Here is a 20,459-nt window from a genome sequence, read left to right on the forward strand (position 1 = left end):
GCGCCCTCGCGACCGAAGGCCCCACTGGGCGATCGGAGCGGCATGGTATGGTTTCGGCCCCCTGAAATGGCCGGAGCCCACATGCCCGCAAAGTCGAAGCAGAGCCGTATCGATGTCGCCGTATTCCCGGTCGCGGGCCGCGGTACTCGATTCCTGCCGGCGACCAAGGCCAGCCCCAAGGAAATGCTGCCCATCGTCGACAAGCCGCTCATTCAATATGCGGTGGAAGAGGCCCTGCAGGCCGGCGCGAAGCGCCTGGTGTTCATCACCGGTTCGTCGAAGCGCGCCATCGAAGATCATTTCGATTCCGACGGCGAACTCGAGAATCTGCTGCTTTCGCAGGGCAAAAGCGAACTACTGAAGATGCTGCGCAGCGTGCTGCCTTCGTACGCCTCGTGCATCTACATCCGCCAACCCGCGCCGCTGGGCCTCGGCCACGCGGTGTTGTGCGCCAGGCCGGCCGTCGGCGATGCGCCATTCTTCGTGCATCTGGCGGACGATCTGATCGACGCGAAAGTGGCCTGCCTCAAGCAGATGGCGGATCGCTTCGACAATGGCAGCATCGTCGCCACGGAAACCGTGCCGCACAGCCAGACCGACAAATACGGCATCGTGAAGACCGGTTCGCGCCGCGGCGAACTGCTGCGCGTGGAGCAGATCGTGGAGAAGCCGAAACCCGCCGTGGCGCCGTCCAATCTCGCGGTGGTCGGCCGCTATCTACTGACGCCGCGGCTGTTCACGCACCTCGAGCGCATCGGCAAGGGTGCGGGTGGCGAGATCCAGCTCACCGACGGCATCGCGCGCCTGATGGACGATGAAGGCGTGTACGCCTACAAGTTCGAAGGCAAGCGTTACGACTGCGGCAGCAAGATCGGCTATCTGCAGGCGAACGTCGAATACGCGTTGAAACACGCGGAACTGGCGGTGCCGTTCCGCAGCTATCTCAAAAAACTGTCGAAGACTATCTAGCCTAGCCGGCGCACGCCTCGGCGCCGGCCGAGCTGCTCTTGACCTTGAACGAACGCACCTGCGTCAATACGCGGGACAGCGTGCCGTCCCGCGTATCCACCGTGTGCGACCAGTCGCTGATACGCACCGTATCGCAGGCGCTGCCGCGCTCGATCTGACCCATGCGAATCGTCTGCGTGATCGTGTTGCCCGACGCCGAACTCGTACTGCTCTCGACCGCGTAATCCGAATTGTTGAACAGCGTGAACTGCCAGAGATATTCCGCCAGCTTCTCGAGCTCCGCGGCCGTCAACGGGCGCTGATTCATGCTGCCGGCGGCGCCGGCGTCCGAGCGCAGATCCGTGCCCGAGCGATCTAGATAGTCGCAGCGGAACACCCGGTGGCGAATCATCGCGGTCGCGTCGGCGCGCGGCACGCGCACCACTTCGAAAATGCGGCTGTCGCCGTTCACTTCGACGAGATCCGAGTACTGGCCCTGCCAGGTGGCCTGGCGCTCCGACCACTCGACGGCCTCCGCCATGTCGTTGGTGCACACTTCGTAGGTGCGGCCGATGGCCTGGTTGCCGGTGGCGAGATCCGTGTTCTTGAGATGGCGCGTGCTCAACGTGCCGACCACATTCGAAGGGCGCGCTTCGAGATCGAAGCCAGCCGGCGTGCGCGCATCGCCGTGGTAGAGGCGGGCGGCGAGCGTGAGGTCCGCATTGTCGAGCGGGGCCGGCGGATTGTTGGCGGCCGGCGCCGGAACGTTCACTGGCTGCGATGCAGCGCCGGACGGCGCAGCGGCGCCACCGCCACCACACGCGGCCAGGGCCGAGAGACTCAACAATACGAACAGATTTCGCACGTTCATTCCGTACACCGCTGCCAATTGTCATTCCGTACGCGCACCCAGGTGCCGCTCTCTTCGACGGATCCGTGTTCGTCGTAGCGCCGTACTTCCATGACAGGCAATCCGCGTTCGCGCGAGCGGGCGAGGGAGACTTCGCAGGCCCACAGCCACATCGAGCGCTCGTCGGTCCAGGCTCGCCACACGTGGCCTTCATCGAGGCTGCGCAGCGCGACCTTCTCGAGCGACGGTGTCAGCTGACGTTCTTCGGTCAGCGGACGCGAGTCGCCCGGCAGTCGGCCTTCGACGCGAATGAAGCTGTCGAGCAACTCACCGGCGTGGCCGGGTTGTTGGATCGCGCGGAGCTTCATCGTTTCCATCGTCGAGAGACCCCTGTCGTTATTTGGGGCCGGCGGCAGGACACGAGCACTTGCGAGAGAGGAGTACCGTCGGTCGGTGTGCACGAACCCGTGAGGCTGCCGCCAGCGTTTCGTCGAACGCATGAATTCGTGCGTCCTGAACAGGTTTACGGCGCCAATGTGGCGGAATTGAGCCGCCAAATGTGACGAGCTTCGCGAGCCCACGGCAATTATTTGAACTGCGTCTCTTATGTTTCGCGGTCGGTTGTGAGCGCCAGGTTATTGGTTAAATGACCTTGCCGGGGATTTTCCCCATGGTCGCGCAGGGTAGCTAGCGATCGGCCCTGACGAAAAAAACGCGCCCTGGGGCGCGTTTCATCATCGAACAAACAAGCAGTGATCCGTCAGGCTTCCGCCGAAATGACCTTCCCGGCCGAGCCCGCATATGGATTCGCCTGCCCGCGCGGCCCATAGCTGCGCGGCTCGTTGGCGCTTCCGGTCATCGCACCCAACAAACCCTCGACGCGTTTGATCTGCGCGCCGACCAGAATGCCGTTGCGATCGTTGAGCGTGCGGCAATTCTTCGCGCGTGTGGCGCATTCCTGGTAACCCTTCGCCAGCGAGCGGGCCGGGTCGCACCAGGCGATCAGCTTGGAGAGTCCCATGAGATCGGAATCGAAGCCGAGCATGCTGCACAGCGAGCGGCGTTCATCCTCGATTTTCAGCAGCCGGATGACATTCGCCTGCCGCGATTCGGCCAGCTGCTCGAGCGCATCGATATTGCGGGAACGCAGGGCGCCGTGTTCTTCGTCGAGCAGGCGTTCGAATTCCGCCAGCGCGCCGTTTTCTTCGACGAGCAAACGCTGCAGGGTGTCGCGAGTCAGTGCCGCATCCACTTCGATTGGATCCTGGTGTTACTTGTTGGCGGGAATCGTGGCCAGCAGATCGACTTCGAAGCGCAACATCTTGTCGGCGACGCGCTGCGGATCGACGTGGTAACGGCCTTCGTCCATCGCGCGACGCACGGCGTCGACGCGGCTTTCATTCACTACCGGCAGCGTGGAGATGTGGTTTTCCAGGGCGGCCAGGGTGCGGGCGGTGTCGGAGACGTCGATGTTGGAACCCGCCGTGGTGGTTTCGGCTTTGCGGCCTTCCGACGTGGCGTCGCGTGCGCGCGAGACGGGGGCTCCGCCTCCCACCTGCACCGGACGTCCGTCGATACCGCTGATCTTGTTCGCCATCGTCACTCTCCAAGGTGTCTACGAGCCAATTAACGGCCCGCAGGCCGGAAACTTTAGGCTACATGACGAAAAGTTGGCGCTTTCGCCGCGCTGGCGGACCGTGAACCGCTTCACAACGGCTGCCTGTGCCCGGTCGCTCATCGGCTCACCCGCACCACACCATCGGTGTCGGCCATACCTTCCACTATCTTGAGCGAGTTGAGATTCTGGACGCGCACCCGCTGGTTCGCCGCCGCATCGGCCATGGCCGTTCCGGGGGCGCGCACTTCGATGCCCCCCATGGCCCAGGTCAACGTGACGCTCTGGCCTCTATGTATAAGGAGTGCGGCGTTGAGCGCCTCGGCGGTGACCGCGGTGCCCTCGGGCAGCGCGCGCCGCGTCACCCGTCCTTCGAGTTCGGGAACACTGGAAACAAACGGCGAAGCCAGGCCGGCCAGCGTGCGCGTCTGGACGTTCACGTCGGCCGCGCCGATGCTTTCGCCGCGCGCCATGGCCCGTCGCAGCACCAATACGCGCGCCTCGCGATGGATGTCGACCGGCACATTGATGTTCCAGTTCGCGGGCGCCTTGCAGGACACACGCACCAGCACCCGCGCCTGGCTGCCCCGCGGCAACGTGGTGCTGGTGTCGAGCGGTGTGGGGCAGGCGGGTACCCGAAGCCTTGCATCGAGTTCCGCGGCGTTCAACGTCACGCCCGTCAGCGCGGGATCGAGCTCACGGCGTAGCGCCGATTCGGCCGCGCGCTGCACGGCAGCCAGCGGCTGGGTGCCGTCGCCGGGAAGCGCGGCCGCGCCGTCGGGCCCGAGCAACAGCATCATGGCGGCGCAGAAAAGGGTCAATGAATTGACTGGCATGGGTTGTAGTTAGCAATCGACGTGCCACGAAGGCCGCGCATTCAAGATTAATTGCGCGCGGCCGTTACGGGTTTACGACACTGGCGCGCTCCGCGCCTGCAGTTGCTCGCCGCAGGGCGGCAATGTGCCGCCGCCACCCCGCGCGGCGCATCACAACTTCCAGCTCCCAAACCTCGCGAACCGCCTTCCGGACGCCGTAAAGGCTCCGTGGCACGTGACTTGCTTTGCTCCCCGTGAGTCGGTGCGATGAACCGTACGTGACTGATAGCCGACGCGAGGAGCAAACATGCCCATGAACATCGATCAATACGTAGGCGTACACGCAGCGGCACTCGACGTGCGCGCGAAACGCGGCGAATTGATCGCCAACAATCTCGCGAACGCAGACACACCGGGCTACCAGGCGCGTGACATCGATTTCCGCCAGGCCATGGCGCGCGCCTCTGGTGCCGCGACCAACGGCGTCACCTTGTCGACCACGCAGGCCGGGCACATCGGCGGCGCCACGTCGGCCGATGCGGCCACGAACCCGGATCTCAAATACCGCACGCCACTCGCACCGGCCCTCGACGGCAACACCGTCGATGCGCAGATCGAGCAGGCCTCGTTCGCCGAGAACGCCGTGCGTTACCAGGCGACGCTCACGTTCCTGAACTCCAAATTTCGCGGTCTGCTGACCGCCATCCTCGGCAGCTGAGGAATAGCTAACAATGTCATCCTTCAAAGCCTTCGACATCGCCGGATCCGGCATGGCCGCGCAATCCGTGCGGCTCAACACCACCGCCAGCAATCTGGCGAACGCGGACAGCGTCGCGAGCACGCCGGCCGGTGTCTACAAGGCGCGCCATCCGATCTTCGAGGCCGTCAAGGCCACGCTCGCCTCACAAGGCGCCGGCGAGCAGAGCGGACCTGCGGTCAAAGTGCGTGGCATCTACGAATCCACCGCGCCCGCGAACGCGCGTTACGAGCCGGGCAATCCGCTCGCCGACGCCAAGGGTTTCGTGTACGCGCCCGCCGTCAACGTGGTCGAGGAGATGGTCAACATGATCTCCGCCTCGCGCTCGTACCAGAACAACGTCGAAGTCATGAACACATCCAAAGAGCTGCTGCTGGCAACTCTGCGGCTCGGCCAAGGTTGATAGGAGACTCGTATGGCAATCGACATGGATATCGTGAACGCCGCCATGGTGCGGCAGCGCTCGCCGGACGAGCTGGCGCACGCGAAGGCCGCCAACGCGGCGAATGCGAAGAAGACCGAACTCGGCCAGGACGACTTCCTGCAGCTGATGATCACGCAGCTGAAAAACCAGGATCCGTTCAAACCGCTCGATCCGTCGCAGTACGTCGGCCAGCTGGCGCAGTTCAGCTCGGTGTCGGGACTCAAGGAAATGAACACCTCGCTGACGGGCCTCACCGCCTCGCTGCGTGGCAACCAGGTGCTGGACGGCGCCGCCATGATCGGCCGCACCGTCGTCGCCGAGGGTAGTCAGGTCTATCTTCCGGAGGCCAGCGAAGACCGGGTCGGCATCGCCGGCGCCATCGAAGTGCCCAAGGGCACCAGTGCGTTGCAGCTCATCGTGAAGGACGCCAGCGGCGCGACCATCAAGACCGAGGCGCTCAACATCACGCCGGGCATGCGCGGCTTCGCGTGGGATGGCACGAACGACGCCGGTACCGCGGTCAAGGGCGGCGCGTACAAGGTCGAAATCCTCGCCAACGTCGCGGGAAAGAACGAATCACTCAAGACCAGCATCGCCGCGGGCGTTTCGAGCGTCGCGCTCGATCCGGCCACCGGGGCGCTGCTGCTCGATACCGACACGCTCGGAGAAATTCCGATGAGCGACGTCGAACGCGTCCTCTGATCCGAATTCTCAAATACAAGTTTCGTAAGGAGATCTATCCATGCCATTCCGCATAGCCCTCTCGGGCCTCAACGCCGCCCAGTCGGACCTCAACGTCACGGCGAACAACGTCGCCAACACCGCCACCAACGGCTTCAAGGGTTCGCGCGCAGAATTCGCCGACTTGTTCGCCGTGTCATTGCAGGGTGTGTCGTCCAACTCGAGCGGCAACGGCGTGCGTGTGTCCAACGTCGCGCAGCAGTTCGCCCAGGGCAACATCGAGTTCACCGAGTCGAACCTCGATCTCGCGATCTCGGGCCAGGGTTTGTTCATCCTGTCCGATTCCGGCGCGCTGTCGTATTCACGCGCGGGAGCTTTTCAGGCCGATCGCAACGGCTACGTGGTCAATGCCGCGCAGCAGCGCCTGCAGGTCTATCCGCCGCTGGGCGCGGGTGGTTTCAACACCGGCGGTCTGTCCGACCTGCGTTTGCAGACCACGGATGCGGCCCCGCAGGCCACCAGCGAAGTCGAGTACGTGCTCAACCTGCCGGCCAACGCCGTTCCGCCCGCGATCACACCTTTCGATCCGAACGATCCGAACACCTTCAACCAGGCGACCTCGCTGACACTGTTCGACTCGCTCGGCGCCGCGCATACCGGCACCTTGTATTTCACCAAGACGGCCAACCCGAACGAATGGAACTCACGTCTGTACATCGACGGCACCCCCGTCGACGGCGGCGTGCCCGGCGCATCGATCACGATGCAGTACACGAACGTGGGCGGGCTCACCGCACCGGCGGGCGGTCTGGCCGTGTTTCCGCCGTACACGCCGGCCACCGGCGCCGCCAACATGGACGTCACCGTGGATCTTTCCCGCTCGACGCAGTTCGGCGCGAATTTCGCGGTCAATTCCGTCACGCAGGACGGTTTCACCACCGGCCGCCTCATCGGCATCGACATCAACGAAACCGGCGTCGTGCAGGCGCGGTTCACCAACGGCCGCTCGCAGCCGCTCGGCCAGATCGCCATCGCGAACTTCGCCAACGTGCAGGGCCTGCAGCAGCTCGGCAACACGCAATGGGCCGAGACCTTCGCCTCCGGCCAGGCATTACGCGGCCAGGCCGGCAACTCGGGCTTCGGCCTGGTGCAGTCGGGCGCGCTCGAGGCCTCCAACGTCGACATCACCGAAGAGCTCGTGAAGATGATCACCGCGCAGCGCAACTTCCAGGCGAACGCGCAGATGATCTCCACGGCCGACCAGGTGACGCAGTCCATCATCAATATCCGCTGAGGATAAAGGTAGCTAGGCACAAACCATGGACCGCATGCTCTACGTGGCGATGTCGGGTGCGAAGGAAACGCTTCGCGCCCAGGCCGTCAACAACCACAACCTCGCGAACGCGAGCACGACCGGCTTTCGCGCCGATCTGGCCGCGTTCCAGAGCCGCGCGGTCGATGGCTCGGGTTACGCCTCGCGTGTCTATACGCAGAGCGCCAGCACCGGCTGGGACCACAAGCAGGGTGCGATGCTGACCAGCGGCCGCGATCTCGATATCGCGGTCAACGGTCCGGGCTGGATCGCGGTGCAGGGCGCCGACGGCAAAGAGGCCTACACGCGCGCCGGCGACCTGCAGGTCGATGCCACCGGTCAGCTCACCACCGGCACCGGTCACCCCGTCCTCGGCGACGGCGGCCCGATCGTGATCCCGCCGTATTCGTCCATTTTTTTCGCCGCCGACGGATCGATCTCGATCGTCGCGCAGGGCCAGACCCCCCAGACCACCTCGACCATCGGCCGCGTCAAGCTCGTCAATCCGCCCAACGATCAGATCGATCGCGGCGATGACGGCCTGTTCCGCATGAAAGACGGCAGCAATCCGCCGGCCGACGCGGCCGTGCAGATCGGCTCGGGTGTGCTCGAGTCGAGCAACGTCAACGCCGCCGAAGCCATGGTCAACATGATCGAGCTCGCGCGCCATTTCGAAATGCAGGTCAAGGCCATCCGCACCGCCGAGGAAAATGCCACGGCGGCGCAGCAGCTGATGCGCCTCGGCTAACTCAAGGTTATTAGGAGTCGATCATGAATCCAGCACTATGGGCAGCCAAGACCGGTCTCGACGCGCAGCAGACGCGCCTCGCTGTCACGTCCAACAACCTTGCCAACGTCAGCACCGCCGGCTTCAAGAAAGGCCGCGCCGTGTTCGAGGACCTGCTGTACCAGAACCTGCGCCAGGTCGGCGGCTCGACCTCGCAGGACACCCAGGCGCCGACCGGCCTGCACCTCGGCACGGGCGTGCGCGTGGTCGCGACGGAAAAGATCTACACGCAGGGCGGTTTCTCGCAGACCGACAATGCGTTCGACGTGGCCATCGAAGGCCGCGGCTTCTTCCAGATCCAGATGCCCGATGGCAGCACCGCCTACACGCGCGACGGCAACTTCCAGTTGAACGCGCAGGGCCAGATGGTGACCTCGAGCGGTTACGTGTTGCAGCCGGGCATTTCGATTCCCGACGGCACGCAGTCGGTCACGATTGGCCGCGACGGCGTGGTCAGCGCGCGTGTCGGCGGCCAGGACACCCCCGTGCAGGTGGGACAGCTGCAGCTCACGGACTTCATCAACCCGGCCGGCCTCGAGCCGCTGGGCCAGAACCTGCTGGCCGAGTCGGTCGCGAGCGGCCCGGCGCAGACGGGCACCGCCGGCCAGAACGGTCTCGGCACGACGCTGCAGGGCTTCTTCGAATCCTCGAACGTCAACGTCGTGGAAGAACTCGTGAACATGATCGAGACGCAGCGCGCCTATGAAATGAACTCGAAGGCGATCTCGACCACCGACCAGATGCTCGAATACGTCAACAACCAGCTGTAACGGCCCACGCTAACTACCCATGAAAGACTCACTCGTTCGAGAAGCCATGCTGGCCCTCACCGTCGCGGTGGCCGTGCTGCTGTCTGGCTGCTCGATGATGAACAGCCTGAAAGAAGACGACGGCCGCAATTTCGACGCGGCCTGGCCCGACATCTCCGACGCGCCGGCGCCGCTGGCCGGCGCCATCTACGCGCAGGGCACGGAAGTTTCGCTGTGGAACAACGTCACCGCGCGCAACGTCGGCGATACGCTGACCGTGACGCTGGCGGAAAGCACGGAGGCGGAGAAGAACGCCACCACCAGCACCAACAAGGCGACCGATGCCGCGCTGACCGGTCCCACGATTCTCGGCCGTCCCATCACCATGAACGGCACGCCGATCCTCGAAGGCTCGATCGGCAATTCCTCCACCTTCGCCGGCACCGGCGCTGCGACCCAGAGCAACAAACTAGACGGCTACATCACCGTGACCGTCGCCAAGCGCCTGTCGAATGGCAACCTCGTCGTGCGCGGCCAGAAATGGATCGCGATCAACTCCGGCCGCGAGTTCGTGCGCCTGCAGGGCGTCGTGCGGCCGAGCGACATCGCGCCGGACAACACCGTCGTTTCCTGGCGCGTCGCCGACGCCTACATCTCCTATGGCGGGCAGGGCACGGTGGCTAACGCCGCGAAGCCCGGCTGGCTGTACCGCTTCTTCAACTCGCCGAAGACGCCGTTCTGAACAGGATGAACCTCATGCGCCGCCGCCTTCGTTTTCCCGCTTTCGAATCCCTCAACGTCTTCGCCGCCGTCTGCGCGGCGTTGTTCCTGTTGCTCGCGTCGCTCGCGAAAGCGGACCGCGTCAAGGATCTCGCCTCCGTACAAGGAGTGCGGCCGAACCAGCTCATGGGCTACGGCCTCGTGGTCGGTCTCGACGGCACCGGCGACCAGACCAGCCAGGCGCCGTTCACCATCCAGAGCATCAAGAACATGCTGGTGCGCTTCGGCGTCACCATTCCGGCCAACACGAATCCGCAGCTGAAGAACGTGGCGGCGGTGACGGTGAATGCGGATCTGCCGGCGTTCGCCAAACCCGGCCAGCAGATCGACATCACGGTTTCCTCGATCGGCAATGCCAAGTCGCTGCGCGGCGGCACGCTGATCATGACTCCGATGCGCGGCGTCGATGGCCAGGTGTATGCGATCGCGCAGGGCAACCTGGTGGTGTCCGGTTTCGGTGTGCAGGGCCAGGACGGTTCGCGCATCGTCGTCAACGTGCCCTCGGCGGGCCGCATCCCGAACGGCGCCACGGTCGAAAAGGAAGTCGTCAGCGGCTTCACCTCCGATCCATTCGTCATGCTCAACCTGCACGTGCCGGATTTCACCACCTCGGCGCACCTGGTCGAGGGCATCAACAAGTTGTTAGGCGACGGGACGGCGCAGTCGATCGACAGCGTGTCGGTCAAGGTGGCGGCTCCCGCGGACCCCAACCAGCGCACGGCGTATCTCGCCACGCTCGAGGCCATCGAGATCGAGCCGGGCGACGCGCCCGCGCGTGTGATCGTGAATTCCCGCACCGGCACCGTGGTCATCGGCTCGCGCGTGCGCGTGCAACCGGCGGCGGTGTCGCACGGCTCGCTCACCGTGACGATCACCGAACGCGCCCAGGTGAGCCAGCCCAATGAATTCTCGCAGGGCCAGACCGTGGTCGTGCCCCAGAGCGGCATCTCCGTGGCGCAGCCCGAGGCGCGCATGTTCGTGTTCGACGCCGGCGTCGATCTCAACGACATCGTCCGGGCCGTGAACCAGGTGGGCGCCGCTCCCGGCGATCTGGTCGCGATTCTCGAAGCACTCAAGGAGTCCGGCGCGTTGCGCGCCGAGCTCATCGTCATCTAGGCATTCAAGATGGCGATCTCGATAGGCCCACAAAATGGTGTCGATCCGCTGCGCAACACCGTGCGTCCGGATTCCAAAGTCGATGCCAACGACTTCAAACACTTCAGCGCGCTGCGCAAGAGCGCGCGCGCCGACGATCCGTCGGCATTGCGCGAGGTCGCGCGCCAGTTCGAAAGCATCTTCACCAAGATGATGCTCGACGGCATGCGCAAGGCGAGCTTCGGCGATCCGCTGTTCGGCAGCGACCAGGCCGACATGTACCAGGACATGATGGACGATCAGCTGTCCGTCGAGATGTCGCAGGGCAAGGGGCTCGGGCTCGCCGACCTGCTGATCAAACAGTTGAGCCACGGCGCGAACATGAAATCGCCCGATGAACTCGCGGTACCGGGCGCCGAGAAAGCGCTGCCGATCACCGATGATACGAAGCAGAAATTCATCGAGACGATCATGCCGCAGGCCCAGACCGCGGGGCGCGAGCTCGGAGTCGATCCGCGCGCCATCGTCGCGCAGGCCGCGCTCGAGACTGGCTGGGGTACTTCGAAACCGGCCGATGCGGCGGGTGGCAGCAACAATCTCTTCGGCATCAAAGCGGGCGGCCGCTGGCAGGGTGCCTCGGTTTCCTCATCGACGCAGGAATACACCGGCGGCGTGGCCAACGATGAAGTCGCCCGGTTCCGCGCCTACGCGTCCGAGTCGGACAGCATCAAGGATTACGTCGCTCTCTTACGCGACAACCCGCGCTACTCGGAGGCGCTCAACACCGGTGGCGACGTGCGCGCATTTGCGACGGCACTGCAGCGCGGCGGATACGCCACCGATCCGGATTATGCCAACAAACTCGTGTCGGTCGCGGAGCAGCTCGGCATGCGGCAACCGATTGCCGGCCCGATCGAGGCAAGTCTCAAGACGAATGCGCCCAAGCCGATAACAGAGCAGTCGTAAGGAACATACATGCCTGACATGCTGGGAACCGGCCTATCCAGTCTGCGCGCGCTGCAACGCGCGCTGGACACGACGGCCCACAACATCGCCAACGTCTCGACGCCCGGTTACAGCCGGCAGCGCGCGGAATTCCAGACGCGTGTGCCGTCTTTGGTTGGCACCAGCTGGATCGGCAATGGCGTGAACACCAGCCAGGTGCGGCGCATCTATGACCAGTTCCTGACCGCGCAGAGCCGCAGCAGCAGCGGCAATCTCGCACGCCTCGACGCCTTTGCGACGCAGGCGGAGCGGCTCGACAACATGCTGGGCGACACCACGAACGGCCTGTCGGCCTCGCTGCAGTCCTACACCGATGCGCTGAGCGAAGTGTCGAGCACGCCCGGATCCATCCCCGCGCGCCAGGTGTTGCTGTCGCAGGGCCGCGCGCTCGCGCAGCGGCTGCAGGATTACGACAAGCGCCTGCGCGACATGGCCACCGACGTCGACACGCGATTCGCCGGCGAAGCGCGCGAAGTGACGTTGCTGTCGCAGGGTATTGCGCGGCTCAACGGCGAAATTACCGTGGCCACGCAGAATGCCGGCCAGCCCCCCAACGATCTGCTCGATCAGCGCGATCGCCTGATCGACGAGCTTTCGACCAAGGTGAGTGTCACCACGATCGCCGAGGGCGCCGGTACCGTCAACGTCTTCATCGGCAACGGCCAGCCGCTGGTGCTCGGCACCACCGCATCGGAAATCACCACGGTCGTCGACCCCTACGATCCAGAACGCACCCAATTCGCCTTGAAAACCGCCACCGGCACGGTGGATATCTCGCGCGCCGTCTCGGGCGGCACGCTCGGCGGGCTGCTCGACTGGCGCCGCGAAATGCTCGAGCCGGCCCGCAACGAGCTCGGCCGCATCAGCCTCGCCATCGCGAGCCAGGTGAACGCGCAGCACCGCGAGGGCATGGACCTGAACGGCGCGCTGGGCGGAGATTTCTTCACGGTCGGCGCGGTCGGTGTCGACGACGTCACCACGAACACCGGCACCGCGGCTCCGGCCGTGACGCGCACGAATATCGGCGCGATCACCGGGGGCGACTACGTGCTCGCGAACACCGGCAGCGGCTATACGCTGCGCCGCCAGGATACCGGCGCAACGGTCGCATTCACGGGCACCGGCACGCTTGCGGATCCGATCCTCGCCGATGGTCTGTCCATCGTGGTCGGGGCGGGCAGTGCGACCGGCGACCAATACATCATTCATCCGACGCGCGATGCGGTCCGCGGCTTCAATGTCGCGTTCACCGATCCCACACGCGTCGCCGCGGCCGCGCCAGTGCGCACCGCCGCGACGACCGGCAACGTCGGCAATGGCACGATCTCCGCGGGCGAAGTGCTCGATGCCACGAACGGGCAACTGCTGACGACGGCCAGCATCGTGTTCACCTCGGCCACGACCTACACCATCAACGGCGGCGCCGCGCAGACCTACACGCCCGGCAGCAACATCGACGCCAATGGCTGGCGCGTGCAGATCAACGGCACGCCGGCGACCGGCGACACTTTCACCGTGCGCAGCAATGCGGGCGCCACCGGCGACAATCGTAATGCCTTCGCGCTGTCCGACGCGTTCGGCGCGGGGGTGATCGAAGGCGGCACGCTGTCGATCGCCAACGCGGTCGCGCGCCTCACCGCCGATGTGGGCCTGCAGACCAGCACGGCGCAAGTGAACCGCGACGCGGAAGCCGCCGTGAACGCCGACGATCTCGACGCGCGCGACAGCGTGTCGGGCGTCAATCTCGACGAAGAGGCGGCCAACCTGCTGCGTTATCAGCAGGCCTACCAGGCCGCTGCCCAGGTCATCGCGACCGCCTCGAGCCTGTTCGATTCGCTGCTGAACGCCGTGAGGAGATAACGTGCGCCTGTCTACTGCCGCCATCCATCGCACCAGCATCGGCTCGATCCTCGAGCAGCAGACGCGCCTGGCGCGCACCCAGGCGCAGGTCACGAGCGGCAAACGCTTCCAGAGCGCCGCGGAAGACCCGGTTGCGGCCACGCGCGCCGCGGCCCTGGATCGCACGGTCGCCGACAACAAGCAGTACGAGCGCAACTCCAACATCATCGAAAGCCGCCTGAGCTACGAGGAGCAATCGCTCTCCGACGTGACGCTGCTGCTGCAGCGGACCCGCGAGCTCGCGCTCGAGGGCGCGAATTCCACGCTCGGGCAGGGCGAGCGCAACATGCTCGCGACCGAGCTGCGCCAGCTCGTGGGCGAACTGGTCGACATCTCCAACCGCGACGACGGCAACGGTGAATACCTGTTCGCCGGCACGTCGACCGGCACGAAGCCGTTCGCGCGCGGCACCGGCGGGGTCGGTTACGCCGGCGATCAAACTACCCGCTTCATCCGTGTCTCCGGCAGCCAGGCGATTGCCGATGGCCATCCGGGCACGGAAGTCTTCATGAACATCACCGAGGCGAACGGCACGTTCCGGACCGCGGTGGCGCCTGCCAATACCGGCAGCGGCACGATCGACGTGGGCACGGTCACGAATCCCGCCGCCTGGGTCGCGGGCAATTACACCGTGCGTTTCACCAGCGCGACCGACTGGGTGGTCGAGGACGACACCTTGCCGACGCCCGTGCAGGTCGCGACCGGCAGCGGCTTCACCTCCGGCAGCAGCATCCAGTTCCTGGGTGTGCAGGTCGCCATCACCGGCACACCGGCGGCGGGCGACACATTCACCGTCCAGCCGGCGCAGGACACCGACATGTTCTCGATGCTGGACAACCTCATCAATACGCTCACGCAGGCCACGGGCCTGCCGAGCGATCGCGCGGTGTTCCAGCAGCAGATAGGCGCGAGCATCGCGAGTCTCGACCAGGGCCTCGACCGGGTGTTGTCGGTGCGCTCCGAAGTCGGCACGCGGCTCACCGCGATCGATTCGGCCGCGAATGCGCGCGAGACGGAATCCATCGATCTGCAGCAGCTGCTCTCGGACCTGCGCGACGTCGACTACGCCGAGGCGATCAGCCGCCTCAACCAGGAATACGCAGGATTGCAGGCCGCCCAGCAGGCCTACACGAAGATCTCGCAGCTCTCCCTGTTTGATTATTTATGAGCCGATTATTGGCAGGTTTTTTTGCTTTGGGGCCTAAAGCCTCGCCGCAACCAGCTTTAGCCCTTCCGAGAAATTCCTTGAACCGCCTCACAAAATTGCCGGAGTCCTACAGCCGCTCTTAAGTTCGCCCCCGCGCCACCGATACAGGTCACGAGCAACCTGCCGGTGAGCTGCCACAGCAAACCGGCCCACATTTTCAGGAGTCGTTTCAATGCCTCAAGTCATCAACACTAACGTGGCGTCGCTGAATGCTCAGCGCAACCTCACGACATCACAGGGCCAGTTGGCGACGGCCTTGCAGCGTCTCTCTTCGGGCCTGCGCATCAACAGCGCGAAGGACGACGCCGCCGGTCTCGCCATCAGCGAACGTTTCACCACGCAGATCCGTGGTCTGAACCAGGCGGTCCGCAACGCCAACGACGGTATCTCCCTGGCGCAGACCGCTGAAGGCGCGCTCGGTGAAACCGGCAACGCGCTGCAGCGTATCCGCGAACTGGCGATCCAGTCCGCCAACAGCACGAACTCGGCCTCTGACCGCACGGCGCTCAACGCCGAAGCCGCTCAGCTGCTCGCCGAAATTCAGCGCAACGGTCTGACCACGCAGTTCAACGGCCAGAACATCCTCGACGGCACCTTCTCGCAGGCGCAGTTCCAGGTCGGTGCCAATGCCAACCAGACGATCTCGTTCGGCATCCAGGGCGCGACCACGAACCTGTTAGGCGCCTACCAGGCGACCAGCACCGCCGTGACCTCGAGCGCCTTCGATGGCGCCGGCTTCACGATCAACGGTGTGGAAGTCGGTATCTCGGCGAAGACCAGCGCCGCCGGCGTCGAAGCCGACAGCGCCACGGCGAAAGCCACGGCCATCAACTCCAAGTCCAACCAGACGGGCGTGACCGCCACGGCTGCCAGCTCGGTTCAGGGCGTCGCCCCGATCGCGCGCTCGAGCCTGGCCAACGGTGCGCTCGCCATCAACGGCGTTCAGGTCGGCGCGATTGCGCGTGACGCGAGCGCCGTGACCCAGGGCCGCAATGCCGCCACGGCCATCAATGCCGTGACGAACCAGACGGGTGTGACGGCGGTTGCCGATGCCTCGACGGGTGCTCTGACTCTCTCGACTTCCGATGGCCGCAACATCGCGCTCACCAGCACGGCCGGAACGGGCGCTGGCGCCACCGCGATTTTCAACGCCACGGGTATCGACGTTTCAGCCGGAGCGAATGCCACGGGCAACGACAGCTTCACGCTGCAGGTTGCCGCCGTGTTCGACTTGTCGACCCCCGGTGCGACTTCGCTGACCGAAGGCGACACGTTCGTCCTCGACGGCCTGACCTACGAGTTCACCACGGACGCCACTGTCACCAGCGGCAACGTGGCGGTCAACACCACCGATGGCGCGGCCACGACGGCGGTTGCCGCCTCGATCCGCACGGCGGTGAACGGTCAGTACGCGCTCGGCAACACGTCGGTGAACACCACGGTTGCGGCGACCGACACGGTCACGTTCGTCAACAACAAGCTCGGCGCCAACGGCACGTTCGCGGGCTACAGCGAGACCGTCCATGGTGCGAGCACCACGGCGCTCGTGCAGACGGACGTGGGTGCGGGCACGGATGCCGCTGACGGCACCGGCATCACGACGCGTGGCACGATCACGCTGAGCTCGGCCGCCAACTTCACGTTGGGCGGTGCGGACCTGGCCTTCGGTGGTCTGGGTGCCGCAGCTCCGGCGCTGACGCGTCTCGACACGGTGAACATCTCGACGGTGGCCGGTGCGAACGCGGCGATCGCCGTGCTCGACGGTGCGCTGTCGCAGGTCACCAGCATCCGCGCCGACCTCGGCGCCGTGCAGAACCGCTTCTCTTCGACGGTCGCGAACCTTACGACCACCTCGGAGAACCTGAGCGCCGCGCGCAGCCGCATCCTGGATGCGGACTTCGCGGCGGAAACCGCTTCGCTGACCCGCGCGCAGATCCTGCAGCAGGCCGGCACGGCGATTCTCGCCCAGGCGAATGCGATTCCGCAGAACGTCCTCTCGCTGCTTCGATAAGCAATGAGGTGACGGTCGGTCAACCATTCGGAACAGGTTGAGGCACGGGCGGGTGATGATGGGTAGCTAGACCCACGTCGCCCGCCCGATCCCTCAGGTTCTGCAGACCGGATGATTCGCTGAGGTGCGGTCATGAGAATTGGAGAAATGACAGTAGATTCTGGGGCGAAAGTGGCGCGACCGGCGGTGGTCAACGAAGACCGTCCGGCAGTGCAATTGCCCCAGCGAGCGGTGCAAGTCGACCAGCCTCAGAAAGAGGCCAAGCCGGCTCCGCCGATCGAAGTTCCGAAAATCGAGTCGGTGACCAAACAGATCGACTCGTTCCTGCGCAGCATCGGGCGGAGCATCAACTTCCGCGTCGATCCGGGCAGTGGTGAGATGGTAGTGAGTGTGATCGACGCGAATACGGGTGAGGTGATTCGCCAGGTACCGGGCGAAGAGGCCTTGCGGCTCGCGCAAAGAATTGAAGACAGTCTGAGTGCGCTCGTCGACGAGCGTGCCTGACGAACAGGACGATCAAAGGAAGACATGGCAGGACTGAGTTCACCGGGACTGGGATCGGGGCTGGACATCAACAGCCTCGTGACCCAGCTCGTCGCCGCTGAGAAGCAGGCACCCCAGGCGCAGATCACGCGAGCCCAGACGGGCACGGTGACCACGATCTCCGCTCTTGCCAATCTGAAAGGCGCGCTCGGCGGTTTCAACGCGGCGCTCGATTCCCTCAAGACGCTCGATGCGTTCACGGGTCGCACCGCCACGGCCGACAAGCCGGAATTTTTCACCGCCAGCGCCACCTCGAAGGCGGCCGCGGGCATTTACGACATCGAAGTGATCCAGGTCGCGAGCGCGCACCAGATCAAGTCGAAGGAATTCGCGACCGGTGCGGGCCAGGTGGTCGGCACCGGCACGCTGACGTTCACCGCCGGCGACAAGACCTTTTCGGTCGCGGTCGATGCGCAGCACAACACGCTCGCGGGGATCCGCGACGCGATCAACCAGGCGACCGACAACAAGGATTACGTCCGCGCCACCATCGTCAATGCCAGCGACGGCGCGCACCTGGTGCTGTCGGGCACGGCGACCGGCGATGCCAACGCGATCACCGTCGCGCAATCGGGCGGCGACGGTGGGCTGTCCGCGCTCGTCTACAACCCGAGCCTGCTGACCAACTACACCGAGGGTCGTCCGGCGCAGGACTCCATCATCTCGGTGTCGGGTTTCACCCAGAACAGCGCCACGAGCACGTTCACCGACGTGGTCGACGGCATCACGATCACCGCGGTCAAGGCGGATGTGGGCGAGGTCCACAAGCTCACGGTCGCCACCGACCAGACGGCGGTGACGGCGCGCATCAAGACCTTCGTCGACCAGTTCAACCAGATGCAGTCGACCATCTCGAATCTGCGCAGCTACGAACCGACGACCAAGAAGGCCGGTCCGCTGCTGGGCGATGCGTTGCTGCGCGGGATCGAATCCGACATCCGCAGCAAGCTCACCGACGTGAACGGCGGGTCGGGCGTGTTCCGCACGCTCGCCAGCATCGGCATCACGACGCAGAAGGACGGTTCGCTGACGCTCGATAACGCGAAGCTCAAGACCGCCCTCGAATCCAACTACGACGAAGTGGCCAAACTGTTCGGCGCGGAGAACGGCGTCGCGGCGCGGCTGTCGAATGCGATCACGCCGCGGCTCGCGACCGGTTCGGAGCTCGACGTACGTACCAAGAGCCTCAATGCGAAGAGCGTGGACCTGCAGAAGCAGCAGGCGGCGCTCGACGCGCGCATGCTGGTGGTGGAGTCGCGCTACCGCAAGCAGTTCACGGCGCTCGACAGCCTGTTGTCGAACCTGCAGAACCAGTCGACGTTCCTCTCGCAGCAGCTTTCCAGCATCTCGAAGATCGGCGGCAGCAGCTAGCAGGGCCTCTCAAGTCCGCCTGTTCCGGGCCGTTAAGCTCCTCGAGTAACACTGGAGCACATGTCGATGGCCTTTCCGCCGAACGCCGCAAAACTCGCCGCCTACCGCAGCACTTCCGTGCACACCGGGGTCGCTGCGTCCGATCCGCACCGGCTCATCGTCATGCTGATGGACGGCGCGCTCGAGCGCATCGCGACGGCGCGCGGTCTGATGAAAAACGGCGGCGGCGCGGAGAAGGGCCCGCTGCTGCATCGCGCGGTCGCCATCATCGACGAGCTGCGCAACAGCCTCGACTTCAAGACAGGCGGCGACATCTCCAACAACCTCGATGCGTTGTACGACTACATGTGCGTGCGCATCATGCAGGCGAACTCATCCAACAAACCCGAGTGGCTCGACGAAGTGAGCCGGCTGCTCGGCGAAGTGCGCGCCGCCTGGCTGGCGCTGCCGGCGCAGAACCGGCCGTGAGCACCACCGATCTCTCCTCGACGGCGCGTCGGCCGGCCCTGCGGCTGGTTGCCTCGTCGCTGCGTCAGACCGGCAGTGGCGCAGCCGCGCCGGAGTGGCGCCGCGTCGCCGCCGCGGTGCTGGCTTGCACGCGCGAGCTTGGCCGTCACCTGATGCAGCAGCGCTGGGGCCGCGTCCGCGAAGCAATGGAAGAGCGGCGCGAACTGCTGACGCTCATGAAGCGCATGTATCTCGATGCCGATGGCCGGCGATGCCTGTTGTCGCTGGAGCAGGCGACGCGCGAGTCCGAGATCGCGATCGAAGCGATGTACCCCAAAGCCTTCGGCTAAAAGGGGACATGCCTGTTTTTCGATAGACTGCGCGCATGATCGATCCTGCTGACACCACCGTCCTGTTCGAGAAGCTCGCCTACGAGGACCTGCTCCCCGTGCGCTGGGTGCCGCACGACCAACAATTCGACGACGTGACCGCCGGCAATCTGGCGGAACGCAACCTGCGCGTGCTGCAGGCCTGCGATGCGCTCGAGGAGTACGGCCTCACCGAGAAGGACGACGAATCCCCGCACTCGGCCGATCTGATGCGTCTCGACTTCAAGCTGAACCTGTTGCTCGATCTCGCCGGCCAATTGCTCGCGCAAAGCCATACCCGGGTCGCCGCGATCCCGATCAAGCTCAATTCGATGGGTGCGAGCTGGAAAACCGCCGCGCCGCCTGCCGTAGGAACCCACGGCATTCTGGAAGTAGGACTGCGCGACATCGTCGTCCAGCCGCTCAACCTGCCGGCGCAGATCGTCGCTGCGACAAACCCCGATGAAGCGCGCGTGCGCTTCACGGTGTTAGGCGAGGTGGTCGCCGATCACATCGAGAAGCTGGTGTTTCGCCGGCACCGGCGAAAAATTGCCGACGCGCGCCGGCCGAAGCGCGTTTGAAAAAACTTCTAAGTATTTTTCACTAGGGGATTCCCTCTGTGCGGATCCCTTCACTCACGAACTCCTGAAAGTTGTTAGGGGAAGTCGCAGCTCGATCTGCGAAGATGCACGGCGCATCACGTTTTCCGTCAACGCGATGGCGCGAAGATAGTCGCGAGAGAGGAGAGATCGTGCAAACAGTCGAATGCATCAGTGCGCACAGCGACGGAACCGC

General features: G+C 64.9%; 23 protein-coding genes. 18 read left to right on the forward strand and 5 right to left on the reverse strand.

Going from position 1 to position 20,459, the window contains the following annotated elements; translation table 11 throughout:
* Positions 1-81: 81 nt before the first annotated feature.
* Complete coding sequence (gene galU / locus WDO72_19340) at positions 82-969, forward strand: UTP--glucose-1-phosphate uridylyltransferase GalU (protein ID MEJ0087829.1); 888 nt, start codon at positions 82-84, stop codon at positions 967-969.
* A gap of 1 nt (position 970) precedes the next feature.
* Here galU and WDO72_19345 read toward each other — a convergent pair whose 3' ends face one another.
* The 5 genes from WDO72_19345 to flgA form a co-directional block, all read right to left on the reverse strand.
* Positions 971-1,819 (reverse strand): hypothetical protein, encoded by an 849-nt coding sequence (locus WDO72_19345; protein ID MEJ0087830.1) that lies wholly within the window; start codon positions 1,817-1,819, stop codon positions 971-973.
* Positions 1,816-2,166, reverse strand: coding sequence for a hypothetical protein (locus WDO72_19350; protein MEJ0087831.1), 351 nt, complete (start codon positions 2,164-2,166; stop codon positions 1,816-1,818). The genes WDO72_19345 and WDO72_19350 overlap by 4 nt, the downstream gene beginning before the upstream one ends.
* Positions 2,167-2,558: 392 nt before the next feature.
* Complete coding sequence (locus WDO72_19355) at positions 2,559-3,050, reverse strand: flagellar protein FlgN (protein MEJ0087832.1); 492 nt, start codon at positions 3,048-3,050, stop codon at positions 2,559-2,561.
* Positions 3,051-3,068: 18 nt separating this feature from the next.
* On the reverse strand, positions 3,069-3,395 hold the full coding sequence (gene flgM, locus WDO72_19360; protein MEJ0087833.1) for a flagellar biosynthesis anti-sigma factor FlgM: 327 nt from the start codon (positions 3,393-3,395) through the stop codon (positions 3,069-3,071).
* Positions 3,396-3,532: 137 nt separating this feature from the next.
* Positions 3,533-4,249, reverse strand: coding sequence for a flagellar basal body P-ring formation chaperone FlgA (flgA, locus tag WDO72_19365; protein ID MEJ0087834.1), 717 nt, complete (start codon positions 4,247-4,249; stop codon positions 3,533-3,535).
* Between the two features lie 286 nt (positions 4,250-4,535).
* Between flgA and flgB the strand changes: the two genes are divergently transcribed.
* The 17 genes from flgB (at position 4,536) to WDO72_19450 (ending at position 20,245) form a co-directional block, all read left to right on the forward strand.
* Complete coding sequence (gene flgB / locus WDO72_19370) at positions 4,536-4,946, forward strand: flagellar basal body rod protein FlgB (GenBank protein MEJ0087835.1); 411 nt, start codon at positions 4,536-4,538, stop codon at positions 4,944-4,946.
* Between the two features lie 13 nt (positions 4,947-4,959).
* Positions 4,960-5,388, forward strand: coding sequence for a flagellar basal body rod protein FlgC (gene flgC, locus WDO72_19375; protein MEJ0087836.1), 429 nt, complete (start codon positions 4,960-4,962; stop codon positions 5,386-5,388).
* Between the two features lie 12 nt (positions 5,389-5,400).
* A complete protein-coding gene (locus tag WDO72_19380) occupies positions 5,401-6,111 on the forward strand; it encodes a flagellar hook capping FlgD N-terminal domain-containing protein (GenBank protein MEJ0087837.1) in 711 nt (236 codons plus the stop codon).
* A gap of 40 nt (positions 6,112-6,151) precedes the next feature.
* Positions 6,152-7,384 carry a flagellar hook protein FlgE gene (flgE, locus tag WDO72_19385; GenBank protein ID MEJ0087838.1) on the forward strand — a complete coding sequence of 411 codons (1,233 nt, stop codon included), beginning with the start codon at positions 6,152-6,154 and terminating at the stop codon, positions 7,382-7,384.
* 25 nt (positions 7,385-7,409) lie between these two features.
* On the forward strand, positions 7,410-8,150 hold the full coding sequence (flgF, locus tag WDO72_19390) for a flagellar basal-body rod protein FlgF (GenBank protein ID MEJ0087839.1): 741 nt from the start codon (positions 7,410-7,412) through the stop codon (positions 8,148-8,150).
* Positions 8,151-8,173: 23 nt separating this feature from the next.
* Positions 8,174-8,959: a flagellar basal-body rod protein FlgG gene (gene flgG / locus WDO72_19395; protein MEJ0087840.1), complete on the forward strand. Its 786-nt coding sequence runs from the start codon at positions 8,174-8,176 to the stop codon at positions 8,957-8,959.
* Positions 8,960-8,978: 19 nt separating this feature from the next.
* The gene (gene flgH / locus WDO72_19400) at positions 8,979-9,680 is read left to right on the forward strand and encodes a flagellar basal body L-ring protein FlgH (GenBank protein MEJ0087841.1); all 702 of its coding nucleotides are present in this window, start codon (positions 8,979-8,981) and stop codon (positions 9,678-9,680) included.
* Positions 9,681-9,694: 14 nt separating this feature from the next.
* Positions 9,695-10,834: a flagellar basal body P-ring protein FlgI gene (locus WDO72_19405; GenBank protein MEJ0087842.1), complete on the forward strand. Its 1,140-nt coding sequence runs from the start codon at positions 9,695-9,697 to the stop codon at positions 10,832-10,834.
* Positions 10,835-10,843: 9 nt separating this feature from the next.
* Positions 10,844-11,779 (forward strand): glucosaminidase domain-containing protein, encoded by a 936-nt coding sequence (locus WDO72_19410; protein MEJ0087843.1) that lies wholly within the window; start codon positions 10,844-10,846, stop codon positions 11,777-11,779.
* Between the two features lie 9 nt (positions 11,780-11,788).
* Positions 11,789-13,678, forward strand: a complete 1,890-nt coding sequence (gene flgK, locus WDO72_19415; GenBank protein ID MEJ0087844.1) for a flagellar hook-associated protein FlgK — start codon at positions 11,789-11,791, stop codon at positions 13,676-13,678.
* A 1-nt stretch (position 13,679) separates the two neighbouring features.
* Positions 13,680-14,885, forward strand: a complete 1,206-nt coding sequence (flgL, locus tag WDO72_19420) for a flagellar hook-associated protein FlgL (GenBank protein MEJ0087845.1) — start codon at positions 13,680-13,682, stop codon at positions 14,883-14,885.
* A 211-nt stretch (positions 14,886-15,096) separates the two neighbouring features.
* A complete protein-coding gene (locus WDO72_19425) occupies positions 15,097-16,935 on the forward strand; it encodes a flagellin (GenBank protein MEJ0087846.1) in 1,839 nt (612 codons plus the stop codon).
* A gap of 132 nt (positions 16,936-17,067) precedes the next feature.
* Positions 17,068-17,439 (forward strand): flagellar protein FlaG, encoded by a 372-nt coding sequence (locus tag WDO72_19430; protein MEJ0087847.1) that lies wholly within the window; start codon positions 17,068-17,070, stop codon positions 17,437-17,439.
* 24 nt (positions 17,440-17,463) lie between these two features.
* Positions 17,464-18,849 (forward strand): flagellar filament capping protein FliD, encoded by a 1,386-nt coding sequence (gene fliD / locus WDO72_19435; protein ID MEJ0087848.1) that lies wholly within the window; start codon positions 17,464-17,466, stop codon positions 18,847-18,849.
* 66 nt (positions 18,850-18,915) lie between these two features.
* Positions 18,916-19,317 (forward strand): flagellar export chaperone FliS, encoded by a 402-nt coding sequence (fliS, locus tag WDO72_19440; protein MEJ0087849.1) that lies wholly within the window; start codon positions 18,916-18,918, stop codon positions 19,315-19,317.
* Positions 19,314-19,646, forward strand: coding sequence for a hypothetical protein (locus tag WDO72_19445; GenBank protein MEJ0087850.1), 333 nt, complete (start codon positions 19,314-19,316; stop codon positions 19,644-19,646). Before fliS ends, WDO72_19445 begins: the two co-directional genes overlap by 4 nt.
* A gap of 35 nt (positions 19,647-19,681) precedes the next feature.
* On the forward strand, positions 19,682-20,245 hold the full coding sequence (locus WDO72_19450; protein MEJ0087851.1) for a PilZ domain-containing protein: 564 nt from the start codon (positions 19,682-19,684) through the stop codon (positions 20,243-20,245).
* Positions 20,246-20,459: the final 214 nt, after the last annotated feature.

The sequence above is a fragment of the Pseudomonadota bacterium genome (assembly GCA_037200975.1).
Classification (GTDB): domain Bacteria; phylum Pseudomonadota; class Gammaproteobacteria; order Steroidobacterales; family Steroidobacteraceae; genus CADEED01.